This window comes from Stenotrophomonas sp. ATs4, from assembly GCF_051861585.1.
Lineage (GTDB): Bacteria > Pseudomonadota > Gammaproteobacteria > Xanthomonadales > Xanthomonadaceae > Stenotrophomonas > Stenotrophomonas maltophilia_AS.
Genome location: NZ_JBLYPK010000002.1, coordinates 292310 through 309414, shown reverse-complemented (window position 1 = coordinate 309414; position 17105 = coordinate 292310). Strand labels below are relative to the sequence as shown.

The window sequence follows — 17105 nt, the reverse complement described above, 5'->3', positions numbered from 1 at the left end:
TGATATGCTTCACTCTATCTGCTTCTGTGAATTTTGCGGGATGGATATGGCTATCCGCTTTCATGAAGATAGGAGCGATGCGAGTTCCCTACGTACTGCTTCTCTCACTACTTCTTTCGGTTACATTCTATGCGCTCTCTCGATGCGAAAGTATGCGCCGCATCCCGCGAAGTTTAGTGGTGGGGTTGATCGCTGGTCTTGTACTCGGGGTCGTGGCTGTAACTTCTTCCAATCTGGCAATTGATGGGGGGGGGCGCTTGCTTCTACAGAGCCTTGAAAGATTCGGAGCAACGGCGTTGGTAGCAGACCTTTGGCCGTCGCTATTGCTTGGAAGCTGGCTTGTGGGGGCGGTCGCATTTTGCGGGGCGTCGGCTTACTTGAGGCGAGCGTTCCTGAGGATGCCCTGAATAATCGCCGCAGAGCCTTGGATTTCGACCGCGCTGAATTGATCCTATGCCTGCGGCGCCACCGGTAATGGCCGCGCTGACCACCTCGGCGGGAACTAGCAGTTAAACCTATCCAGCATCCAGCCATCGACTGACTGCAGTGGATGGTGTGCTTGGACAATCACGATCAGCTCTTCGAGCTGGAGCTGTGCAAGGTGGACTTCTCACCGATCATCGGCGTCGATCTGAGGAGCGCTTTCAGCGAGCAATGACGCCTGCTGAAAGCGAGCATGGCTGAGGAGCGCGGCGCATGCCCTTCACCCTTCGGGCTGCAACCGCCCCACCGCCTGCGCACACAGCGACTGGCAGGCCATGACCAATCCCTCCATCACCCGGTCGCCCACGTACTCTTCCGGTTCGCCGTTCTGCCGGGTGCGTTCGGCCGCCAGCAGCATTTCCAGCACTACCCGCAACCCGCTCAACGCACAATCGGCATCGGCCAAGGCCAGGCAGCGCCCGGGCAGCTGGTGCCGCTCCGGCCAGGGTTGTCCGTCGGCTGCTGCACCGGAGCCGATGCGGTTGAGATTGGCAATGAAGGTGTTTCTGTCCACTGCAGGCGCAGCCTGTGACGAACCGTCGTCGCGGGCGGTGCTGCGGTAGGCGTGCAGATGCGGGAAGTCCGATTCGTTCATGGCAAGGCTCCGTGCAGGGCAATCGGTAGCCGCCACCCATAAAAGTGGCGGACGGTACGTGGTTCGAATCCGGGTTGGTCCCAAGCCGGTGGGCGCGAACGCCCCCACGCACCGCCCGCCATAGCCGGCAGACGGATTGCCAGCCGGCGCCACGCTAAGGTGGCGCCGACTGGCAAGCGCAATCACTCAGGACCAACTCGGGATTCGAAACCCGGCCACCCTTTTCCGGTGGCACGCCATCTGAGCCCGTGGCGCTGTGCAATGCCAATCAGAAGAGTTGCAAACATCACTCGATTGCAGACGCTTTCGGCATTCTCCCACGCTGTTAAGCACCGCCAGTGCTTGCTGGCGCGGTGATCCGCCTGCACCGTGCAATCTGCGACAGGTGTCGAGGTTGGGGGACGGAGGAGGGCGGGTGGGGAGGGGCGATGGCGACAGGCAAAACAGGACGGGTAGCGCCGGGCCATGCCCGGCGAACCGACTGCGCGCGAACGTGAAGGATTCCGCCGGGCATGGCCGGCGCTACCGATTCCGTCCTTCCTTGACGTTCCCTGCCACCAAGCGCAGGCTTGTTCAGCACGTTTCCTAAACAGAAGGAGACTTATGACCGCGACCGCTTCGCTGCACCCAACCCCCGACGCCCCGGGCCGTTCCCGCCTCTGGAGTGTGTTCTGGCTGCAGGGCGTCATTCCCAGCAACATTCTGTGGGCGGTGGCCCTCTGGGCCCTGGCCAACCAGCGCACCACGCTGCTGCTGGGGGTATTTGCCGTGCTGCTGCTCTATACCGGCTGGATCATTCCGGCGGTCTGGCGGGCGGCGCCGACCGCGCACAACCCAAATCTGGGCGTGGCGGCGCGCGGGCTGACCGTCGCCTGGGGGCTGAACACCGTGCTGGTGATCTTCTTCCTGACTCTGCAGCTGGTGGCTCAATAGAACTGAACGGGCTCGCCGCCACGGTCGAAGGCGGCGAAGCGGCCGATCTGACCGTCATGGATGGCGTTGACCATCAGCTGCAGCGGGCGCGCGGCTTCGTCGCTGTTGGGTGCGAAACCGCCTCGGCCATCCAGCGCCGCCACGAACACCAGGTCCCAGTCGATGCCGGTGGTGGTCGATTCGGCCGCCAGCGCCTGGAAGCTGGGCACCTCGGCCGGCAGCTTGTCCACGCACAGCACCGGCGACAGGGTGCCGCCCTCGCGGCGGTCATGCCGGTCGCGCTGGTCACCGGTGGGCGATTCGGGCAGCTCGGCGCGCACGAATACGAACAGCAGGCGTTGCGGTTCAGCCTGCTCGCCGGCGGCATGCAGCAGTTGCTGGAAATCGTTCATCATCATGAGGGTTGTCACACACCCGCTGCACGGAAAGCCGCATGCTGCCACAACGCCTGCCGCGCGGGGCCGAACGCGATTGATTTAAGTCATGCCCATGGAACTGAAGGCCGCGTACTCTGGCAATCGTTCCAGCAGGCGAGGGTATCCGGGCCGTTCCGGGCACAGGCAAGACGGTGGAGCAACAAGGTGGACCAGCCATGAGCCAACTCACCGACGGTTTCGGACGCAGCTTTCCGTACCTGCGCCTGTCGTTGACCGAAGCCTGCAACTTCCGTTGCAGCTACTGCCTGCCCGACGGTTACCAGGCCGATGGCCGCCCGCGCTTCCTGCAGGTGGATGAAATCGCGAGGCTGGTGCGTGCGTTTGCCGCGCTGGGCATGAGCAAGATCCGCCTGACCGGTGGCGAACCCAGCCTGCGCAAGGATCTGGACGAGATCATCGCCACGGTGGCTGCGGTGCCGGGCATCCGCAAGGTGGCCATCACCAGCAATGGCACGCTGCTGCCGCGGCGCCTGCCGGGGTGGCACCGGGCCGGCCTGACCGCGCTGAACGTGAGCATGGACAGCCTGCAGCGCGAACGCTTCAAGACCATCACCGGGCATGACCGCCTGCCGGAGATCGAACAGGGCCTGGCCCTGGCGCAGGCGCTGGGCCTGTCGGCGATCAAGCTCAACGCGGTACTGCTGCGCGGCCTGAACGACGACGAGCTGCCGCAGTGGATGGACTACCTGCGCGACCGCCCCTTCAGCGTGCGCTTCATCGAGCTGATGCGCACCGGCGACAACGAAGCCTATTTCCAGCGCCACCACCTGCGCGCCGACGTGGTGATCGAGCAGCTGCTGGCCGCTGGCTGGCACGAACGGCCGCGCGCCGCCGATGCCGGCCCGGCGCGCGAGTTCGGCCACCCCGACCATCGCGGCAGCATCGGCATCATCGCCCCGTATTCGCGTGACTTCTGCAAGGGCTGCAACCGCCTGCGGGTGACCGCCAAGGGCGACCTGCGGCTGTGCCTGTTCGGCGAGTTCGGCGTGCCGCTGCGCCCGCTGCTGCAGAGCGACGATGACCACGACGCACTGCTGGCACGCATCACCACACAGCTTGGCCTGAAAGCGGCCGGGCATGGACTGCACCAGGGCCAGACCGGGCTGACCCCGCACCTGGCCTCCATCGGAGGATGAGCAATACGATGAGTGGGGAATTGAATGCGGCCTTTCATATGGCCGATGTCCGCGACAAGCGCATCACCCGCCGCCGTGCGGTGGCGGTGGGCGAGCTGCATGCCGGTCCAGTGGCCTATCCGCTGATCGTCGAGCGCCGCCTGCCCAAGGGCGATGCGCTGGTGATGGCCGAGATTGCCGGCCTGCAGGGCGCCAAGATGGCCTCGATGCTGATGCCGCTGTGCCACCCGCTGCCGCTGGAACTGGTGCAGGTGTTCTGCGCGCCGGTGCCGGAACGGCAGGCGATCCGCGTGTGGTGCGAGTGCGCCAGCGAGGCGCGCACCGGCGTGGAGATGGAGGCACTGGCCGGCGTCAACGCGGCGCTGCTGACCCTGTACGACCTGAGCAAGCCGGTGGAACCGGCCCTGCGTATCGAAGGCATCCGCCTGCTGTTCAAGGAAGGCGGCAAGCGCGGTGTCTGGCTGCACCCCGACGGCATGGACGATGCCGAGCGCACGCGTTTCAAGCCGCGTGCGCCGAAGGGCCTGGGGGGCGCGACCTGCGCGGTGATCACGCTGAGTGATCGCGCCAGCGAAGGCACCTATGAGGATGTGTCCGGCCCAACCTTGGTGACCGGCGTGAAAAAGCTGGGTGGTGAGGTCGTAGCTGCCGAGGTCTTGCCCGATGGCATCGAGCCATTGGCGGGCCGCCTGCAGGCGTTGGCTGCCGATGGCGTGCGCCTGTGCCTGTGTACCGGTGGTACCGGGCTGGGCCCGCGTGACCTGACCCCGGAGGCGCTGCGTTCCTTGAACGCGCGGCCGGTGCATGGCCTGGCGCAGATGGTGCGGGCACTGAGCGCACAGCACACGCCGATGGCCTGGTTGAGCCGCGCCGAGGTGGTGCAGCTGGGCAACATGCTGGTGTTCGCGCTGCCCGGCAGCCCGAAGGCGGCGGCGCAGTGCCTGGACATCCTGGCGCCGGTACTGGGCCACGCCCTGGCGATGGTCGAGGGAGATGGCCACGCATGATTCCCTACAGCGAGGCCTTGCAACACCTGCTGGACGCGGCCACGCCGCTGCCGGCCGAGCGCCTGCCGCTGCATGAGGCCGGCGGCCGTACCCTAGCCAGTGACATCCACAGCGGGCAGTCGTTGCCGCCGTTCGACAACTCGGCGATGGACGGCTTCGCGCTGCGCGCCAACGGCGCGGCGTTCGAGGCCGGTACCGAATTCGCGGTGCAGGGCTGGCAGGCAGCAGGCGATGCCGGTGCCGAAGGCGGCGAGGGTGCCTGGGAAATCATGACCGGTGCGCGCATGCCGTCGGGGCTGGATACGGTGGTACCGGTCGAGAACGTGGACATCCTCGCCAACGAGGAGGGACGCCCGACCCACATCGCCCTGAAGGCATTGGTGAAGCCGGGCCAGCATGTGCGCCTGCGTGGCCAGGACGTGAGCGAAGGCGAGCGGGTGCTGCAGGCCGGGCAGGTGCTGGATATCAATGCGCGCACCCTGCTGCATGCCATCGGCGTGGGCCAGGTGGCGGTGGTGGCACGGCCGAAGGCCGCGGTGATCGCTACCGGCAAGGAGCTGGTGACCGAAGCGGCGCAGACGCTGGAATCCGGGCAGATCCGTGACAGCAACCGGCCGTATCTGGTCGGCCGCCTGCAGGCCGCCGGTGCCGAGGTGGTCTGGCAGGGCACGGTGGGCGACGACGTGGCCGCGTTCAATGCGGTGCTGGATGAAGCGTTGGCCGCTGGCGCGCAGGTGCTGATCAGTACCGGCGCGGTGTCGGCCGGCCGCTACGATTTCGTTCCCGATGCGCTGCGTGGCCGTGGTGCGCGCATCGTGTTCCACAAGGTGGCGATCCGCCCGGGCAAGCCGCTGCTGTTCGCGGTGCTGCCCAATGGTGCGCTGTACTTCGGCCTGCCGGGCAACCCGGTCTCCGCTGCCGTGGGCCAGCGTTTCTTCGTCGAGCCGGTGCTGCGCCGCCTGTTGGGGCTGGCGCCGGAAGTCATGTTGCAGCTGCCGCTGCAGGCCGACGTGCGCAAGCCGCCGGGCCTGCGCTTCCACGCGCGTGCGCGCGTCGAAATGGACGGGCAGGGGCGCCTGAGCGCGCGCGTGCTGTCCGGGCAGGAGTCGTTCCGTTTGATGTCCATGCTGCAGGCCAACGCCTGGGTAGTGCTGGAGGCCGAGGGAGACCTGGCCAGCGCTGGCACCTACGTGCGCGTGCAGGGCTGGGGTCACCACGAACCGGTGCAGCTGGTGAGCCAGGAGTCATGATGAAACAGGTGAATCTGCAGTTGTTCGGTGCGTTTTCCGATCTGGATGCCAGCCGCGAGATTGCCGTGGAAGTGGCAGGTGGCACCGTGGCCGATCTGCGCCAGGCGCTGCGCGAGCTGCTGCCGGTGCGTTGGCCGGGTTTCCGTGCCGGCCTGCTGGATTACTCGGCGTTCGCCGACCAGCAACGCGTGCTGCGCGACCACGAGGCGCTGCCCGATGATGGCCGGGTGGCGATTCTGCCGCCGGTGAGCGGGGGCTGAGCCATGAACGAGAAAATCATCGCGAAGGTGGTGGACCGCGCGCAGGCGGCGATCGATCCGGCCGAGGGCATCGCGGCGGTATCCGATCCGGGCTTCGGCGGCATCGACGTGTTCATTGGCAAGGTGCGCGACGTCAACATCGGCCGGCCGGTGACCGGGATCACCTACGACCTGTTCGAGCCGTTGGTGCTGAACGAGTTCAAGCGCCTGGCCGCCGAGGTCGAGGCCACGTTCGGTCCGAAGCTGAAACTGTATGTGGCCCATGCCAAGGGCCGGTTGGGCATTGGTGATGTGGCGGTGGTGGTGGCAGCGGGCAGCCCGCACCGCGACGAGGCGTTCCGCGCGTGCCGGCAGTTGATCGAGGTGGTGAAGCACCAGTGCCCGATCTGGAAGCAGGAGCATTACCAGGACGGCGACAGCGAGTGGAGCGAGGGTTGCAGCCTGTGCCATGCGGACAGCGAACCCGCACATGCCCATGACCATGCGCACGATCACCAGCATTGATGCCGGGCCAAAGGCCATTCGGGCGGCCATTGGATTCAGTAGATCCACGCCATGCGTGGATGAGGCCTTCCCGATGCAGCCGGCCGATGCAGCCACGCATGGCGTGGCTCTACTGCGGGGCATTCGGGTGGCCATTGGATGCAGTAGATCCACGCCATGGGTGGATGGGGCCTTTCCCGCGCACCCGGCCGATGCAGCCACGCATGGCGTGGCTCTACTGCGGGGCATTCGGGCGGCCATTGGGTTCAGTAGATCCACGCCATGCGTGGATGAGGCCTTTCCCGCGCATCCGGCCGGTGCAGCCACGCATGGCGTGGCTCTACTGCGATGAGCATCAACGGCATCGTGCTGGCCGGTGGCCTGTCCACCCGGATGGGCCGCGACAAGGCACTGCTGCCGTGGCAGGGCCGCACGCTGCTGGAACACATGCGGGGCCTGTTGATGCAGGCTGGCGCGCGCGAGGTCTGGGTCAGCGGAAACTACCCGGCCTTCGGCGGCGTGCCGGACCGCGTAGCACGTTGCGGCCCCCTTGGTGGGCTCTACAGCGTGGCACTGCGCATGCCCGATGGCCCGGCCTGGGTGGTGCCGGTGGACACACCATTGCTGCCGCCGCGATTGCTGCAGCAATTGCGTGACGGCCATCGCGGTCCATGCACGATCTTTGCCGGCCACCCCCTGCCCATGCTGGTGGATATAGACGATGCTTGTCGCAACGTACTTGGATCGATGCTGGATGACCCGGACGGCCCGCGCTCGCTGCAGGCCCTGCAGCGTCGTCTTGGCGCGAATTCCGTGGCGCTGGCGCCGGTTGACGAGGCCGGGCTGGTCAACTGCAATACCCCCGAACAATGGGAGGATGTTGCGTCATGAAAGTGCAGTTGCAGGACCAATCGGTACGGCTTCGCCTGGACGAGGCCGAACTGGCGCGCCTGCTGGCCGGTGAATCGGTCGAGAACACGACCCGCTTCGGCGGTATCGAGGGCTGGGGCATGGCGGTATCGCTGCACGCCGGTGAACAGCCCGTGCTGCTGGATGGCGGCACCTTCTGCCGCCTGGTACTGCCGCGCCCGGCAGTCGAGGCCTTGGCGGCACGGCTGCCGTGCCGGGATGGCCTGCCATTCGAGATTGCCCTGGAAGAGGGCGGCCAGCTTCAGCTGCAGTTCGATGTAGACGTGCGCGACAGCGTGCGCCAGCGCGGGGTGACCCGCCGCAGCACCGCTTCATCGGTTTGACATTTGTCAGGGGCAGGGTGGAAACCGGCCCCTGATTGATCCAGATCAACCCCGTCGTCCGTGCTGCACGGCCTAATGGCTGCATGACGACGGGTTACAACTTGAAACGCAGTACCCACGTCATTCCACAGCCTTGGAGCCATGTATGACCGTCGGTAGCGATCCTGTTGTCCGCAGCACTGCCAGTCCGGGTCGCGTCATCAGCGACTGGACGCCGGAAGACCCCGGCTATTGGGAGCGCACCGGCAAGCGGGTGGCTACCCGCAACCTGGTCATTTCCATTCCTTCGCTGCTGCTGGCGTTCTCGGTCTGGGTGCTGTTCTCGGCGGTGACCATCAGCCTGCCCAAGATCGGCTTCGGCTTCAGCACCGACCAGCTGTTCTGGCTGGTGGCCTTGCCCAGCCTCTCTGGCGCGACTCTGCGCATCTTCTATTCCTTTGTGATTCCGATCTTCGGTGGCCGCCGTTGGACGGCGCTGTCTACCGCCTCGCTGCTGCTGCCCACCGTGTGGTTGGGCTTTGCAGTGCAGAACCCGGCCACGCCGTACTGGGTGTTCGTGGTGATCGCGATCCTGTGCGGCTTCGGCGGCGCCAACTTCTCTTCGTCGATGTCCAACATCTCCTTCTTCTACCCCAAGCAGAAGCAGGGCCTGGCGCTGGGCTTGAATGCCGGTCTGGGCAATGTGGGCGTGTCGGTGGCGCAGGCGGTGGTGCCGCTGGTGATCACCGTGGCCGTGTTTGGCGCGCTGGGTGGTGCACCGCAGCCGGTGGTGGATGGCGGCGCGGCGCTGTACCTGCAGAACGCCGGTTTCATCTGGGTGCCGGCCATTGCAATCTGCGCGGTGGCGGCCTGGTTCGGTATGAACGATCTGACCAGTGCGCGTTCGTCGTTCTCCGAACAGGCGGTGATCTTCCGCCGCAAGCACAACTGGCTGATGTGCTGGTTGTACATCGGCACCTTCGGTTCCTACATCGGCTTTTCGGCCGGCTTCCCGATGCTGGTGAAGAGCCAGTTCCCAGACGTGAACCCGCTGGCCTACGCCTTCATCGGCCCGCTGCTGGGCGCACTGATGCGCTCGGTGGGCGGCAGCATGGCCGACCGCTGGGGTGGTGCACGCCTGACCTTCTGGGTGTTCGCGCTGATGATCGCGGCGGTGTTCGGGGTGCTGCACTTCCTGCCCAGCCATGGCCAGGGCGGCAACTTCTACGGCTTCCTGCTCAGCTTCATGGCGCTGTTCGTGCTCAGTGGCATAGGCAACGGCACCACCTTCCGCATGATCCCGGTGATCTTCCGCACCCTGCATGAGCGCTGGTCGGCCAACGACAACGCCGAGGGCAAGGCCACGGCCGCACACCAGGCCAGCATCGAGTCGGCCGCGGTGGTCGGTTTCTCCGGTGCGATCGGTGCCTACGGCGGTTTCTTCATTCCCAAGAGCTACGGCTCGTCCATTACGTTGACCGGCAGCCCCGACATGGCGCTGTACGGATTCGTTGTTTTCTATGTCACCTGCCTGGCCGTGACCTGGTGGTGGTACTACCGGCGCGGTGCCGAGACACCCTGCTGACGACATGAAAACGCACCGCAGCCAGATGACACACACAGCCACGATGCCGATGTCCGCAAAGGGAGATCCCCGATGAGTTATTTCCTCGATCGCTTGCAGTTCTTCAAGCGCGACCCCCAGACCTTTGCCGATGGCCATGGATTTGCCAAGAGCGAGGGCCGCGACTGGGAAAACAGTTACCGCGCCCGCTGGCAGTACGACAAGATCGTGCGGTCCACCCACGGCGTTAACTGCACCGGCTCCTGCAGCTGGAAGATCTACGTCAAGAACGGCCTGGTCACTTGGGAAACCCAGCAGACCGACTACCCGCGCACGCGCCCGGATCTGCCCAACCATGAACCGCGTGGCTGCCCGCGTGGCGCCAGCTATTCCTGGTACCTGTACAGCGCCAACCGGCTGAAGTACCCGCTGATCCGCGGCACGCTGCTGCGCCTGTGGCGCGAAGCCCGCAAGAGCAAGGCCCCGGTCGATGCCTGGGCCAGCATCGTGGAGGACAAGGAAAAGGCGCGCTCGTACAAGACCCGCCGCGGCATGGGCGGCTTCGTGCGCCTGCAATGGGAAGAGGCCAACGAGATCATCGCCGCCTCCAACCTGTACACGGTGAAGCAGTACGGCCCGGATCGCGTGGTGGGCTTCTCGCCCATTCCGGCGATGTCGATGGTGTCCTACGCTGCGGGTGCGCGTTACCTGTCGCTGCTGGGCGGCGCCTGCCTGTCGTTCTATGACTGGTACTGCGATCTGCCGCCGGCCTCGCCGCAGGTGTGGGGCGAGCAGACCGACGTACCCGAATCTGCGGACTGGTACAACAGCCGCTACATCATCGCCTGGGGCTCGAACGTGCCGCAGACGCGTACGCCCGATGCGCACTTCTTCACCGAGGCGCGCTACAACGGCACCAAAACGGTGGCGATCTGCCCGGACTATTCCGAGCTGGCCAAGCTGACCGACCACTGGCTGCACCCCAAGCAGGGCACCGACGCGGCGCTGGCCTTTGCGTTCGGCCATGTGATCCTGCGCGAGTTCCATGTCGATTCGCCCTCGCAGTACTTCCAGGACTACTGCCGCAAGTATTCAGACATGCCGATGCTGGTGCGGCTTGAGCGTCGCGCTGACGGCCGCCTGGTGGCCGGCCGCTTCCTGCGCGCCAGTGAGCTGGGCGGGCTGGGTGAAGCCAACAATCCCGACTGGAAGACCCTGGCCTATGACGAGACCAGCGGCCAGATCGTGGTGCCCAACGGCTCGATTGGTTTCCGCTGGGGAGAGAAAGGTCGCTGGAACATCGAAGAGAAGGCCAGCAATGGCGCCGATACACGCCTGCGCCTGAGCTTGTCCGACGCCAATGACGGCATCGAAGCGGTGAGCTTCCCGTACTTCGGTGGCATTGAAAGCGATGGCTGGACCGCCGCGCCGGCCGAAGAAGTACTGGACCGCAACATTCCGGTGCGCCGGCTGGCCACGGCCGACGGCGGCGAGACGCTGGTGGCCACGGTCTATGATCTGCTGCTGGCCCAGTACGGTGTCGATCGCGGTTTTGGTGGTGCCAATGTCGCCACGAGCTTCGATGAGAACGTGCCGGGCACACCCGCCTGGCAGGAACGCATCACCGGCGTGCCGCGTGGCGAGGTGATCGAGATCGCCCGCGAGTTCGCGCGGACCGCCGACAAGACACACGGCCGTTCGATGATCATCGTCGGCGCGGGCATGAACCACTGGTTCCACAACGACATGAACTACCGCGGCCTGATCAACATGCTGATCATGTGCGGTTGCGTGGGTCAGACCGGTGGCGGTTGGGCACATTACGTGGGCCAGGAAAAGCTGCGCCCGCAGACCGGTTGGCAGCCGCTGGCGTTCGGCCTGGACTGGAGCAAGCCGCCGCGCCACATGAACGGTACCTCGTTCTTCTACTTCAACACCGGGCAGTGGCGTTACGAGAAGCTGCAGGTGGATGAACTGTTGTCACCGCTGGCTGATGCCAGCAAGTACAGCGGCAGCCTGGCCGACCTGAACCTGCGCGCGGTGCGCATGGGTTGGTTGCCGAGTGCGCCGCAGCTGGACCGCAACCCGCTGCAGCTGGTGCGCGAGGCCGAAGCGGCCGGCGTGGCCCCGGCCGATTACGCGCTGGGCAAGTTCAAGGACGGCTCGCTGGACTTTGCCTTTGCCGACCCCGATGCCAGCCAGAACCACCCGCGCATGATGTTCATCTGGCGCTCGAACCTGCTGGGTTCTTCCGGCAAGGGCCACGAGTACATGCTGCGGCATCTGCTGGGCACCCGCCATGGCCTGCAGGGCAAGGACCTGGGTGAGATGGGCGCGGTGAAGCCGCAGGAAGTGAAGTGGCACGACGAGGCGCCGGAAGGCAAGCTGGACCTGCTGGTGACGCTGGACTTCCGCATGTGCACCACCGCGCTGTACTCGGACATCGTGCTGCCCACCGCCACGTGGTACGAGAAGGACGACCTCAACACCTCGGACATGCATCCGTTCATCCACCCGCTTTCGAAGGCGGTGGACCCGGCCTGGGAATCGCGCAGCGACTGGGACATCTTCAAGGAAGTGGCCCGCACCGTAAGCGAGATGGCGCCCGGCGTGCTGGGCGTGGAAAAGGATCTGGTGCTGGTGCCGACCCTGCACGACACCGCCAACGAACTGGGCATGCCGTTCGGTGTGGCCGACTGGAAGAAGGGCGAGTGTGAGGCCATCCCCGGCCACACCATGCCGTCGATGACGGTGGTGGAGCGCGACTACCCGAACCTGTACCGCAAGTTCACCTCGCTGGGCCCGCTGCTGGACAAGCAGGGCAACGGCGGCAAGGGCATGAACTGGGATACGAAGCACGAGGTGGAATTCCTCGGCAAGTTGAACCATACCGTGCACGAAGAAGGCGTAAGCCAGGGCCGCCCGGCCATTGCCACGGCCATCGATGCGGCCGAAGTGATCCTGCATCTGGCGCCGGAAACCAACGGCCATGTGGCGGTGAAGGCGTGGGAATCGCTGGGCACCTTCACCGGTCGCGAGCATACGCATCTGGCGGTGGGCAAGGAGCACGAGGCGATCCGCTTCCGTGACATCCAGGCGCAACCGCGCAAGATCATCTCCTCGCCGATCTGGTCGGGCCTGGAGGACGACAACGTCAGCTACAACGCCTGCTACACCAACGTGCATGAGTTGATTCCGTGGCGCACGATTACCGGCCGCCAGCAGTTCTACCAGGACCACGAGTGGATGATCGACTTTGGCGAGGCGTTCATGAGCTACCGTCCGCCGGTCAACACCCGCACCATCGAGCCGCTCTTGAACCAGCGCTCGAACGGCAACAAGGAGATCGTGCTGAACTGGATCACCCCGCACCAGAAGTGGGGCATCCACAGCACTTACAGCGACAACCTGATCATGCAGACGCTGTCGCGTGGCGGTCCGATCGTGTGGATCAGCGAGGACGACGCGCGCAGTGCCGGCATCGTCGACAACGACTGGATCGAGCTGTTCAACGTGAACGGTGCGATCGCCGCGCGTGCGGTGGTCAGCCAGCGCGTGATGCCGGGCATGGCAATGATGTACCACGCCCAGGAACGCATCATCAACGTGCCGGGATCGGAGATTTCCGGGACCCGCGGCGGCATCCACAACTCGGTGACCCGCATCGTGCTCAAGCCCACCCACATGATCGGCGGCTACGCGCAGCTGGCCTATGGCTTCAACTACTACGGCACCTGCGGAACCAACCGCGATGAGTTCGTGATCGTGCGCAAGATGGACAAGATCGATTGGCTGGACGATGAACAGGGAAGTTCGAGTGTCGCGGGCGCAGGACGCGCAGGAGCGACCGGCGAGGCCGTGCCGGCCGCCGCCAAGGAGGTGGTGTGATGAAGGTCCGTGCACAGATCGCGATGGTGCTGAACCTGGACAAGTGCATCGGCTGCCATACCTGCTCGATCACCTGCAAGAACGTCTGGACTTCGCGCGAGGGCGTCGAGTACGCCTGGTTCAACAACGTGGAAACCAAGCCGGGCATCGGCTATCCGAAGGAATGGGAAAACCAGGAGAAGTGGAACGGTGGCTGGGTGCGCACCGGCAGCGGCAAGCTGGTGCCGCGCGCCGGTGGCCGCTGGCGGATGCTTGCCAAGATCTTTGCCAACCCGGACCTGCCGCAGATCGACGACTACTACGAGCCGTTCGATTTCGACTACCAGAACCTGCATACCGCCAAGGACAGCAAGCACCAGCCGACCGCGCGGCCGCGTTCGCTGATCAGTGGCGAGCGCATGCAGAAGATCGAGTGGGGGCCGAACTGGGAGGAGATCCTGGGGTCGGAGTTCAGCAAGCGCTCGCGCGACTACAACTTCGACCAGGTGCAGAAGGAAATCTACGGCGCCTTCGAGAAGACGTTCATGATGTACCTGCCGCGCCTGTGCGAGCACTGCCTGAACCCGGCGTGCGTGTCGGCGTGCCCCTCGGGCGCGATCTACAAGCGCGAGGAAGACGGCATCGTGCTGATCGACCAGGACAAGTGCCGCGGCTGGCGCATGTGCGTGTCGGCCTGCCCGTACAAGAAGATCTACTACAACTGGAAGAGCGGCAAGTCGGAGAAGTGCATCTTCTGCTACCCGCGCATCGAGATGGGTGAGCCGACCGTGTGCTCGGAAACCTGCGTGGGCCGCATCCGCTACCTGGGCGTGATGCTCTACGACGCTGACCGGATCGCCGAGGCCGCTTCGGTAGCCGCCGAGAAGGACCTGTACCAGGCCCACCTGGACATCTTCCTGGACCCGAACGATCCGGCGGTGATCGCCGCCGCGCGCAAGGAGGGCATCCCGGACAGCTGGCTGGAGTCTGCCAAGCAGTCGCCGGTGTACAAGCTGGCGATCGACTGGAAGCTGGCGCTGCCGCTGCACCCGGAATACCGCACGTTGCCGATGGTCTGGTACGTGCCGCCGCTGTCGCCGATCCAGTCCGCCGCCGAGCGTGGCCGCGTGGGCATGAGCGGCGAGCTGCCGGACGTGGCGTCGTTGCGCATCCCGATGCGTTACCTGGCCAACCTGCTGACGGCGGGTGACGAGGCGCCGGTGGTGCGCGCGCTGGAGCGGCTGATGGCGATGCGCGCCTGGCGCCGGGCCAAGAACGTGGACGGCGTGGAAGACACTGCAGTGCTGGAACAGACCGGGCTGAGCATCGCCCAGGTGGAAGAGATGTACCGCTACCTGGCCATCGCAAACTACGAGGACCGTTTCGTGATTCCCACCGGCCACCGCGAGTACGCCAACGATGCCTTCGGCGAGCGCGGCGGCTGCGGCTTCACCTTCGGCAACGGTTGCAATGGTGACAGCCCGGCCGACCTGTTCGGCCAGCGCAAGAGCACCAGCTTCGTGGTGAACAACGGGCCCAACCACCGTCGCAAGGAGGTGGTGTGATGAGCGTTCTGAAACTGGTGGGCGTGTTGCTGGATTACCCGCGCGAGGACCTGTGGGAGCACGGCGGGGAACTGCTGGCGGCGTGCGATGAGGTTGCGCTGACGCCGATGCGGCGAAAGCAGCTGCGCGGTTTCGTGCAGCAGCTGCTGGATGCCGACCCGCTGGATGCGCAGGCGGCGTGGCTGGCGACCTTCGACCGCGGCCGTTCGATGAGCCTGCTGCTGTTTGAACATATCCACGGCGAATCGCGCGATCGCGGCCAGGCCATGGTCGATCTGGTGGAAACCTATCGCAAGCACGGCTTTGAACTGGACGCGCGCGAGCTGCCGGACTACCTGCCGTTGCTGTTGGAGTTCCTGGCCCACCGCCCGGAAACTGAAGCGCGTGAGTGGCTGCACCACATCGGCCACATCGCCGGCATGCTGGCCGCGCGTGCGGCCGAGCGTGAGCTGCCGCATGTGCCGCTGCTGGAGATCCTGGTGGAGGCCGGCGACGGCAAGGTGAACCTGGAAGCGCTGCGGCAACGCGCAAGTGAAGAACCCCGCGACGATACGGCCGAGGCGATGGACAAGCTGTGGGAGGAGGAGGCGGTGCGTTTCGGCGCCGAAGCACCCTCTGAAGACTGCAAGCCACCGACGCGCTCGCCGGCCCGTCCCGTGCACCGTGAGGTCCAGCCATGAACTACTACCTGCATCAATTCGCCTTCCAGTACTACCCGTACATTGCCGTGGCGGTGCTTCTGATCGGCAGCTGGGCCCGCTATGACAAGGCCATGTACACCTGGCGCACCGGCTCCAGCCAGATGCTGTCGGACAAGGGCATGCGGATCGGCAGCAACTGCTTCCACATCGGCATCCTGGCCATCCTGGGTGGCCACCTGGTCGGCCTGCTGACCCCGCACGCGGTGTACGAGCATTTCATCACCTCCTCGCAGAAGCAGATGCTGGCGATGGTGGTCGGTGGTGTGTTCGGCGCACTGTGCTTCATCGGCATCAGCATCCTGCTGGTACGCCGCTTGTTCAACGCGCGCGTGCGGGCCACCGGCAGTTTCGGTGACACCCTGGTGCTGGTGCTGCTGTTCGCCCAGCTGTGCCTGGGCCTGTACAGCATCCGGGTCTCGTCCGGGCACCTGGACGGTGGGGTGATGGTGCAGCTGGCCGAATGGGCGCAGCACATCGTGACCTTCCGTGCCGGTGCCGCTGACTACATCGAGGGCGTCAGCTGGGTCTACAAGATGCATATCTTCCTGGGCCTGACCCTGTTCCTGATCGCGCCGTTCACCCGCCTGGTGCATGTGTGGAGCATTCCGATCAGCTACCTGTGGAGGCCGTACCAGGTGGTGCGCCGCCGCCAGGCCACGCTGCGCTACGGTCCGCGGGAGTAACGCCATGGGCAGCCTGCCGAAGTTCCTGCCGATCACCGTGATCGACTCCGCCGCACCGGTTCCCGCCGAGGCGCATTCGCACCACCATGACGCGGCAGCGCAGGGGCCGCGCTCGCTCGGGCAGCCGGCGCCGTGCCGGCTGTTCGTGGACGAGACCGCGATCAGCGAGGCCGACATCGCCCGCGAGATGCAGCACCACCGGGCGATGCGCCCGGAACAGTCACGGGCCGAGGCGGCACGTGCACTGGTGGTGCGCGAGCTGCTGCGTCTGGAAGCGCAGCGGTTGGGCCTGCAAGCGCCGGACGGCAACCGGGTAAGCGACGAGGAAGTGCTGATCCAGCAACTGCTGGAAGACGCGATCGAAGACCGCGTGCCGACCGATGAGGACTGCCGCCGCTACTTTGAACAGAACCCGGAGCGCTTCCGCTCGCCCGACCGTGTGCGCCTGCGCCATATCCTGCTGGCCGCGCCGGCCGACGACGTGGCCGGGCGCTTCGCCGCACGTACCGAGGGCGAGCGGCTGGTCGGGCTGCTGAAGGAATCGCCGCACCTGTTCGCCGATTTCGCCCTGCGCCATTCGCGTTGCCCGTCCAGCAGCGACGGCGGTGACCTGGGCTGGCTGCAGCGCGGACAGACCACGCCGGAGTTCGACCGCCAGGTGTTCCGCCTGCGCGAGGGCCTGGCCGGGTTCCCGGTCGAATCGCGCTGGGGCTACCACGTGGTCTGCGTCGATGCCCGCGAGGAAGGCCAGCTGCAATCGTTCGAGGCCGTGTTGCCGCAGCTGCGTGACTACCTGGAATTGCAGGTACGGCAGCGCGAGGTGCAGGCCTACCTGCTGCAGCTGCAGGAGCGCTACCCCGTGCGCGGGCTGGAAGAAATCGAAGCCGAAGCGGATATCGGCTGACCCCC

17 protein-coding genes are annotated in these 17105 nt (G+C 65.7%); 15 read left to right on the top strand and 2 right to left on the bottom strand.

Annotated elements, in window-relative coordinates:
* Positions 1 to 550 precede the first annotated feature (550 nt).
* Positions 551 to 658 (top strand): DUF6984 family protein, encoded by a 108-nt coding sequence (locus ABR323_RS04560; protein ID WP_430544041.1) that lies wholly within the window; start codon positions 551 to 553, stop codon positions 656 to 658.
* A 45-nt stretch (positions 659 to 703) separates the two neighbouring features.
* On the opposite strand, the gene ABR323_RS04555 is transcribed toward ABR323_RS04560, so the two are convergent.
* A complete protein-coding gene (locus ABR323_RS04555; protein ID WP_439448405.1) occupies positions 704 to 1078 on the bottom strand; it encodes a hypothetical protein in 375 nt (124 codons plus the stop codon).
* A 603-nt stretch (positions 1079 to 1681) separates the two neighbouring features.
* Here ABR323_RS04555 and ABR323_RS04550 point away from each other — a divergent pair.
* Positions 1682 to 2011 (top strand): hypothetical protein, encoded by a 330-nt coding sequence (locus tag ABR323_RS04550; protein WP_439448404.1) that lies wholly within the window; start codon positions 1682 to 1684, stop codon positions 2009 to 2011.
* On the opposite strand, the gene ABR323_RS04545 is transcribed toward ABR323_RS04550, so the two are convergent.
* Positions 2005 to 2409 carry a ribonucleotide reductase subunit alpha gene (locus ABR323_RS04545; protein ID WP_439448584.1) on the bottom strand — a complete coding sequence of 135 codons (405 nt, stop codon included), beginning with the start codon at positions 2407 to 2409 and terminating at the stop codon, positions 2005 to 2007. The genes ABR323_RS04550 and ABR323_RS04545 overlap by 7 nt on opposite strands.
* A 194-nt stretch (positions 2410 to 2603) precedes the next feature.
* Between ABR323_RS04545 and moaA the strand changes: the two genes are divergently transcribed.
* The 13 genes from moaA (at position 2604) to ABR323_RS04480 (ending at position 17100) form a co-directional block, all read left to right on the top strand.
* On the top strand, positions 2604 to 3584 hold the full coding sequence (gene moaA / locus ABR323_RS04540; protein WP_439448403.1) for a GTP 3',8-cyclase MoaA: 981 nt from the start codon (positions 2604 to 2606) through the stop codon (positions 3582 to 3584).
* Between the two features lie 8 nt (positions 3585 to 3592).
* Positions 3593 to 4591: a bifunctional molybdenum cofactor biosynthesis protein MoaC/MoaB gene (moaCB, locus tag ABR323_RS04535; RefSeq protein ID WP_439448402.1), complete on the top strand. Its 999-nt coding sequence runs from the start codon at positions 3593 to 3595 to the stop codon at positions 4589 to 4591.
* Positions 4588 to 5841, top strand: coding sequence for a molybdopterin molybdotransferase MoeA (locus tag ABR323_RS04530; RefSeq protein ID WP_439448401.1), 1254 nt, complete (start codon positions 4588 to 4590; stop codon positions 5839 to 5841). The genes moaCB and ABR323_RS04530 overlap by 4 nt, the downstream gene beginning before the upstream one ends.
* Positions 5841 to 6101 carry a MoaD/ThiS family protein gene (locus ABR323_RS04525; protein WP_049401279.1) on the top strand — a complete coding sequence of 87 codons (261 nt, stop codon included), beginning with the start codon at positions 5841 to 5843 and terminating at the stop codon, positions 6099 to 6101. The genes ABR323_RS04530 and ABR323_RS04525 overlap by 1 nt, the downstream gene beginning before the upstream one ends.
* A gap of 3 nt (positions 6102 to 6104) precedes the next feature.
* Complete coding sequence (locus ABR323_RS04520; RefSeq protein ID WP_439448400.1) at positions 6105 to 6605, top strand: molybdenum cofactor biosynthesis protein MoaE; 501 nt, start codon at positions 6105 to 6107, stop codon at positions 6603 to 6605.
* A gap of 327 nt (positions 6606 to 6932) precedes the next feature.
* Positions 6933 to 7475: a molybdenum cofactor guanylyltransferase gene (gene mobA, locus ABR323_RS04515; RefSeq protein ID WP_439448399.1), complete on the top strand. Its 543-nt coding sequence runs from the start codon at positions 6933 to 6935 to the stop codon at positions 7473 to 7475.
* Positions 7472 to 7837 carry a DUF7009 family protein gene (locus ABR323_RS04510; protein ID WP_439448398.1) on the top strand — a complete coding sequence of 122 codons (366 nt, stop codon included), beginning with the start codon at positions 7472 to 7474 and terminating at the stop codon, positions 7835 to 7837. Before mobA ends, ABR323_RS04510 begins: the two co-directional genes overlap by 4 nt.
* 145 nt (positions 7838 to 7982) lie before the next feature.
* Positions 7983 to 9401 (top strand): NarK family nitrate/nitrite MFS transporter, encoded by a 1419-nt coding sequence (locus tag ABR323_RS04505; protein WP_439448397.1) that lies wholly within the window; start codon positions 7983 to 7985, stop codon positions 9399 to 9401.
* A gap of 72 nt (positions 9402 to 9473) precedes the next feature.
* On the top strand, positions 9474 to 13268 hold the full coding sequence (locus tag ABR323_RS04500; RefSeq protein WP_439448396.1) for a nitrate reductase subunit alpha: 3795 nt from the start codon (positions 9474 to 9476) through the stop codon (positions 13266 to 13268).
* Complete coding sequence (narH, locus tag ABR323_RS04495; RefSeq protein ID WP_439448395.1) at positions 13268 to 14812, top strand: nitrate reductase subunit beta; 1545 nt, start codon at positions 13268 to 13270, stop codon at positions 14810 to 14812. The genes ABR323_RS04500 and narH overlap by 1 nt, the downstream gene beginning before the upstream one ends.
* Entirely contained in the window at positions 14812 to 15492 is a 681-nt protein-coding gene (gene narJ / locus ABR323_RS04490) for a nitrate reductase molybdenum cofactor assembly chaperone (RefSeq protein ID WP_439448394.1), read from the top strand. The genes narH and narJ overlap by 1 nt, the downstream gene beginning before the upstream one ends.
* The gene (gene narI / locus ABR323_RS04485; protein ID WP_439448393.1) at positions 15489 to 16196 is read left to right on the top strand and encodes a respiratory nitrate reductase subunit gamma; all 708 of its coding nucleotides are present in this window, start codon (positions 15489 to 15491) and stop codon (positions 16194 to 16196) included. Before narJ ends, narI begins: the two co-directional genes overlap by 4 nt.
* A gap of 4 nt (positions 16197 to 16200) precedes the next feature.
* Positions 16201 to 17100 (top strand): peptidylprolyl isomerase, encoded by a 900-nt coding sequence (locus ABR323_RS04480; RefSeq protein ID WP_439448392.1) that lies wholly within the window; start codon positions 16201 to 16203, stop codon positions 17098 to 17100.
* The last annotated feature ends 5 nt before the right edge of the window (positions 17101 to 17105 follow it).

Bases quoted from the DNA above. Each gene is read 5' to 3' on its own strand.
- ABR323_RS04560 (WP_430544041.1), top strand. From the start codon at position 551: ATGGTGTGCTTGGACAATCACGATCAGCTCTTCGAGCTGGAGCTGTGC.
- ABR323_RS04555 (WP_439448405.1), bottom strand. From the start codon at position 1,078: ATGAACGAATCGGACTTCCCGCATCTGCACGCCTACCGCAGCACCGCC.
- ABR323_RS04550 (WP_439448404.1), top strand. From the start codon at position 1,682: ATGACCGCGACCGCTTCGCTGCACCCAACCCCCGACGCCCCGGGCCGT.
- ABR323_RS04545 (WP_439448584.1), bottom strand. From the start codon at position 2,409: ATGATGATGAACGATTTCCAGCAACTGCTGCATGCCGCCGGCGAGCAG.
- moaA (WP_439448403.1), top strand. From the start codon at position 2,604: ATGAGCCAACTCACCGACGGTTTCGGACGCAGCTTTCCGTACCTGCGC.
- moaCB (WP_439448402.1), top strand. From the start codon at position 3,593: ATGAGTGGGGAATTGAATGCGGCCTTTCATATGGCCGATGTCCGCGAC.
- ABR323_RS04530 (WP_439448401.1), top strand. From the start codon at position 4,588: ATGATTCCCTACAGCGAGGCCTTGCAACACCTGCTGGACGCGGCCACG.
- ABR323_RS04525 (WP_049401279.1), top strand. From the start codon at position 5,841: ATGAAACAGGTGAATCTGCAGTTGTTCGGTGCGTTTTCCGATCTGGAT.
- ABR323_RS04520 (WP_439448400.1), top strand. From the start codon at position 6,105: ATGAACGAGAAAATCATCGCGAAGGTGGTGGACCGCGCGCAGGCGGCG.
- mobA (WP_439448399.1), top strand. From the start codon at position 6,933: ATGAGCATCAACGGCATCGTGCTGGCCGGTGGCCTGTCCACCCGGATG.
- ABR323_RS04510 (WP_439448398.1), top strand. From the start codon at position 7,472: ATGAAAGTGCAGTTGCAGGACCAATCGGTACGGCTTCGCCTGGACGAG.
- ABR323_RS04505 (WP_439448397.1), top strand. From the start codon at position 7,983: ATGACCGTCGGTAGCGATCCTGTTGTCCGCAGCACTGCCAGTCCGGGT.
- ABR323_RS04500 (WP_439448396.1), top strand. From the start codon at position 9,474: ATGAGTTATTTCCTCGATCGCTTGCAGTTCTTCAAGCGCGACCCCCAG.
- narH (WP_439448395.1), top strand. From the start codon at position 13,268: ATGAAGGTCCGTGCACAGATCGCGATGGTGCTGAACCTGGACAAGTGC.
- narJ (WP_439448394.1), top strand. From the start codon at position 14,812: ATGAGCGTTCTGAAACTGGTGGGCGTGTTGCTGGATTACCCGCGCGAG.
- narI (WP_439448393.1), top strand. From the start codon at position 15,489: ATGAACTACTACCTGCATCAATTCGCCTTCCAGTACTACCCGTACATT.
- ABR323_RS04480 (WP_439448392.1), top strand. From the start codon at position 16,201: ATGGGCAGCCTGCCGAAGTTCCTGCCGATCACCGTGATCGACTCCGCC.